The organism is Pseudonocardia sp. SID8383 (genome assembly GCF_009864975.1).
In the GTDB taxonomy this organism is placed as follows: domain Bacteria; phylum Actinomycetota; class Actinomycetes; order Mycobacteriales; family Pseudonocardiaceae; genus Pseudonocardia; species Pseudonocardia alni.
This window is the reverse complement of sequence record NZ_WWFY01000061.1, coordinates 1-742: the sequence shown is the minus strand read 5'-3', so window position 1 is coordinate 742 and position 742 is coordinate 1. Positions and strand designations below refer to the sequence as shown.

1 protein-coding gene is annotated in these 742 nt (G+C 77.2%); it reads right to left on the bottom strand.

The window, feature by feature from the left end; all coding sequences use genetic code 11:
- The coding region (locus GTW08_RS01560) for an SDR family NAD(P)-dependent oxidoreductase (RefSeq protein WP_161151288.1) at positions 1-742 on the bottom strand (742 nt) is incomplete at both ends.

Below are 742 nucleotides of genomic sequence, written 5' to 3'. Positions count from 1 at the left end.
CGGCCGCCGACAGGGGCGCCAGGCGGCCGGCGAGGGCACCGCGCGGGCCCGCGGCCGGTGCCGCGGCGTGGGTGAGCCGGGCCCGGACCTCCGGGACCCGGTCGAACAGGTGCGAGACCCGGCCGGCGGTGAAGACGTCGTGGTAGACGTCCCAGTCGACGTCCATCAGGCCGACGACGGTCTCGTCGTCGTCGAGCACGCAGCGCAGCCCGGTCAGTGCCCGCTGCGGGTCGAGGTACTCCAGGCCGCTGCGCCGGATCCGGTGCGGGTCGGCCTCCGTGCGCTCGGGGTCGGCGTCGGGCCACTTGCCCCAGTGCACCGAGGTGGCGCGCAGCCCGCGCGCGCGGCGCTGCTCGGCCAGTGCGGACAGGAACGCGTTCCCGGCGGCGTAGGCGGCGTGCACGCCGCTGCCCCACATGCCGGCCGTCGAGGAGTACAGCACGAGGTCGGTGGCCGGGTCGTCGAGCAGCTCGTCGAGGATCCGGGCACCGGTCACCTTGGCGTGCACGACCTCGGCGAACTCGTCGAGGGTCGTGTCGGCGATCGCGGCCAGCCCGATCACCGCCGCGGTGTGCAGGACGGTGCCGACCGTGCGCCCCTGCGCGGCCAGCCGCGCCACCAGGGCCGCGACCGCATCCCGGTCGGTGATGTCGCAGGCCACCGCCTCGGCCTCGGTGCCGGCCTCGGCCAGCTCGGCGACCAGCGCGGCCGCACCGGGGGCCTCGGGGCCGCGGCGGGACAG